This window comes from Nodularia sp. UHCC 0506, from assembly GCF_034931045.1.
Taxonomy (GTDB): domain Bacteria; phylum Cyanobacteriota; class Cyanobacteriia; order Cyanobacteriales; family Nostocaceae; genus Nodularia.
The window spans coordinates 1-3,936 of sequence record NZ_JAYGHH010000036.1 but is presented as its reverse complement, the minus strand read 5'-3'; the positions used below and the strand labels follow the sequence as shown (position 1 = coordinate 3,936).

General features: G+C 39.1%; 3 protein-coding genes. 2 read left to right on the top strand and 1 reads right to left on the bottom strand.

From position 1 onward, the window contains the following. The first annotated feature begins 174 nt into the window (after nucleotides 1-174). Entirely contained in the window at nucleotides 175-564 is a 390-nt protein-coding gene (locus VB654_RS17720) for a hypothetical protein (protein ID WP_323215132.1), read from the top strand. A gap of 277 nt (nucleotides 565-841) precedes the next feature. Further along, nucleotides 842-3,235 carry a WD40 repeat domain-containing protein gene (locus VB654_RS17715; RefSeq protein WP_323215131.1) on the top strand — a complete coding sequence of 798 codons (2,394 nt, stop codon included), beginning with the start codon at nucleotides 842-844 and terminating at the stop codon, nucleotides 3,233-3,235. A gap of 206 nt (nucleotides 3,236-3,441) precedes the next feature. On the opposite strand, the gene VB654_RS17710 is transcribed toward VB654_RS17715, so the two are convergent. Continuing rightward, nucleotides 3,442-3,840 (bottom strand): DUF6335 family protein, encoded by a 399-nt coding sequence (locus tag VB654_RS17710; RefSeq protein WP_323215130.1) that lies wholly within the window; start codon nucleotides 3,838-3,840, stop codon nucleotides 3,442-3,444. Nucleotides 3,841-3,936: the final 96 nt, after the last annotated feature.

The window sequence follows — 3,936 nt, the reverse complement described above, 5'->3', positions numbered from 1 at the left end:
AGATTTCTTCAGCCAGCCCTAATTAAACCGCTCACATGAATTTTCTACATTAGACAAAAACTGGAACGTAGTACGGAAAAGTCGAGTCTTAGAAACTGGAAGCCCTAGAAGTCATTCTGGCAATTCCACGCCTTCAAGAGTGCGAAAATGTGACAGGTAGTGTAGGAGAAAAACGTGAAAAAAGCTGTTCTTGCCAAAATACTCATTTCATCACTCAGTTGCTTAACTGTATTTGTCCCCAATCAAGCTTCTGCTCAGTTTTTACCACAACCTTGGGTTTCTGTGGGTGAAAAAGATGGTGATGTTACTTATGCTGTAGGAGTTAGAGCTTTAGATTTTGGGGTTGAGGTAGGAGTTGGACCAGATGGGTCTGTGGGTGCTGATGTTTTAAAATTTCTGAGTTTGCCAGTGATTTCACCCTATGTAGGAGTGGGCTGGTATTCAGAAGATCAGGGGGTGGCTTTTTCTGGTGGTGTTCAAGTAGGTGCTACCGATAATGTTTTTATAGGTGCTGGTTACAATTCTGTGCGCGGTTTCAACGGACAATTAGGAATTAAATTTTAATTTTTTAGTTACAAATTTAACCATTAAGCAATACCTCAGTTAGTCTTTTTAAACTCGGTGAGGTATTTTTTATGCGGTATAAATAACGAACAATCAATTAAGGCTAATACAGAATTTTATTTTTTTAACGAAAATGTTTCTTAAGATAGTAGTATAGGCAATGGTTACTCATTTTATTAATGAACAAACATGAGATTACTCTATAGTTAGTGTCTCATGACAAGCTACTACGCACCTTTGCAGTACACTGATAATTTTATTTAACAGGAATCTCCTTATGGAGCCAGGATTAAGGTTACTCACTCAATTGGTGATCGAGTTCACACCTGTGATTGTCACCCTCATCCAAAAGCGAACTGTAGAAAGTCTCACTACCAGTAACTCTCAATTTCCCCAAATAATTAAAGAATTCATCCAAACTGTAAATTTACCTCTGGAAAAAGATGGTGAGATTACAAAATTTGAGCAACAAAAAATTCTCCAACAAGAATTAGCTATTTACCAACGTGCAACACAGTTAAAAATAGCGACGCAAGCACGAGAAACTTCTCTAAAATTGCCAGAAATTTCCCAAATTTTTGATAACTGGCCTTTGAGACTGTATCCTTCACAAATTTTAAATTCTGGGACTAATTCTCAACGTACACCTCTGAAAATTTTTCTAGCTCCTCCACAAATTAACTTTGACCAATTTGACCAGAAAAATCAGAATAATTTCCAAATTGAGCTTAATTTGGCTGAAGGTTTACGAGAGTTTCTACACAAACATTACTCACTGCATAGTCCCATTCGACCCACGGAACTTTTAGCAGGTGCTTGGGATAGTAAACGGTTTCATAGTGAATCTAGTATCAAAGCTTTGTTTGGAATGTTAAAAACAGAGCCGATTTTGATTTTAGAATCAGAGCATGATGGGGATTATTTAAATTTCAGAATTGGTTATTGGGGTTTAGGTCAGGAAACTTATTACTATAAAACAATTTTTCGTTTACCTTATCGTGAAATTCTCCATGAATCTGCTATAAACCGGGCTTTAGAATGGAAGAAAGTTAGAGATGAACTCTTATCAATGGGGGAAGACATCGCAGAAATAAATGATTTAGGCAAAGATAATGTCTTGAATTTAGAAATTTTAGAAAAGGCGAAGAAATGGCAAGAAAAGGGTATTGATATTAGTCAATTATCGTTAAAATATCAAGTTAATGATCAGGATTTGGAACAACTTTGTCAGGTGTTAATTAACTGTCATTGTTTAGTTGCTGCTTGGGTCGCGGATGCTTATCACTTGGTTGATTATGATGTGCCGCCCTTATTACCAGAGGTGCTGCCTAGTTTACTAGAAGATACCTTTAACTTACAATCTGTACAGGAACTTTTGCGGGTATACGCTACAGGTTATCAAGAAGTTTACCAAGCTTTAGAAAATGAGCGTCGTTACTGGGTTCCTGAGTTGGCTTTGCAATTAGCTCAAAGTTTATCTCATTTACCTGACTCTTCTTGGGCGCAGTCTCAAGTTGATTACTCTATCAACAAATGGTTGGAATTACGTCAAGTGTCCCGACAGGAATTTATGAATCCTTTGGAGGCGATGCAATCAGCTATTCAGCTAGAAGACAAGGCATATTTGGAAAAGTTAAAAGAGTATTTTACAGCAGTAGAAAATAATGAAAGTCTTGCGGATGTAGATCAGCTTTTAGATGCGATCGCCGGAGGCGGGGCTTTGCCCATCGCAAGGCGTTCCGCAGAAATAGCACAACTCCAGCACCAACTTACCCTAGCATCTCCCTCTGCCAGTTATACCCTGACCGCACATTCGGGGAAAGTTACATCTGTGGCTATTAGTTCAGATGGTGAGGTTTTAGTCAGTGGGTGTGCAGACAAAACCATCAATATTTGGAATCTTGAGACTGGGAAACAAATTCGCACCCTCACGGGTAACGAAGGAGAAGTTTCATCTGTTGCAATTAGTCCTAATAATCAATTCTTGGCTGTTGGTAGTTGTGAACATCCCAAAAGTAATGTCAAAGTCTGGAATTTAAAAACGGGTAAACTACTGCATACCCTTCTAGGACATCAAAAACCAGTCAATGTAGTCACAATGAGCCACGATGGTCAAATTCTCGCCAGTGGGAGTCATAAAATCAAAATCTGGAATTTGCACACAGGCGATCGCATTTGTACACTTTGGCATTCCTTTGCTGTTCATGCTGTAGCTATTAGCCGGGACAGTAAAATCCTCGCCAGTGGTAGTGCTGATACCAAAATCAGACTCTGGAACCCACGCACCGGTGATCCTTTACGCACATTCGTGGGTCACTCAGATGAGGTGAAATCATTAGTAATTAGTCCTGATGGACAACTTCTTTTTAGTGCTAGTGCTGACAAAACTATTAAAATTTGGCAACTTTCTACAGGTGAACTTCTGCATACATTAAGTAATCACTCAGATGAAGTGAAATCATTAGTAATTAGTCCTGATGGCAAAATTCTTTTTAGTGGTAGTGCTGACAGAACTATCAAAATTTGGCAACTTTCTACAGGTGAAGTGATGCAAACTTTGACTGGACATTCAGGAACTGTAAATGCTATTTCTTTAAGTCCAGATGGTAAATTACTCGCCAGTGGTAGTGATGACAAAACTATCAAAATTTGGCAAATAGCTGCTGATTAAAGGCGGAACACCACCCTTGCTTGACCCTGTGGGTAAATTTTGCCCTCTGCTTACTAAGGTTATCGTTTGCCTGTTCTGCCCCCAAACTTGGGGGACTTTGAAAATTCTTGTTCCTCCATAATTGGGTATTAGGGGGTGATTCGTACACCGTAGTTTTACTAAGGAGAGGGACAGGTTTTGCGTAGCAGAATTAAGGTGAGGTTCTGTCAATCTTTGCGTTCTGAATAATCATCAGAAGACATGGGGTCTAATTCCCAGCGAGAATCATCACGCCGTTGTAAAATATCGTGGGTGTGGAGAAAAGCCTTGTCATTCATCGGTAATCCTACGGCTTCTCCTATTTCGTCAGTCACATTTTGATCAGGAGTTGGAGCCGTACCACCTACAGCTTCATCTCCTACAGTGTCCTCTTGTTGCCAATTAGCATCAACATCACCACCAGTAATTGCGGGACTGGTATGAGTGTATTCACGTCTTCTTTGTCTGAGCGATCGCCCTCCAATATTATACCCCGGCATATCTTTGACACCAGTACCATAAGATTCAGTAATTTCTGGAGCTAAATCATCAGGATTAATTTCTTCATTATGCTTATTTTCTAGCATAAATAATATTAATTATATTTACCCATCGATCATAACGTTGCCACATCAAAACCTTGTATCACCAAAGATGTATAACTTTAGTCATAAAAAAATCTT

What these genes read in the sequence shown, in the direction of transcription:
- VB654_RS17710 (WP_323215130.1), bottom strand. Translation starts at nt 3,840, where the DNA reads ATGCTAGAAAATAAGCATAATGAAGAAATTAATCCTGATGATTTAGCT.
- VB654_RS17715 (WP_323215131.1), top strand. Translation starts at nt 842, where the DNA reads ATGGAGCCAGGATTAAGGTTACTCACTCAATTGGTGATCGAGTTCACA.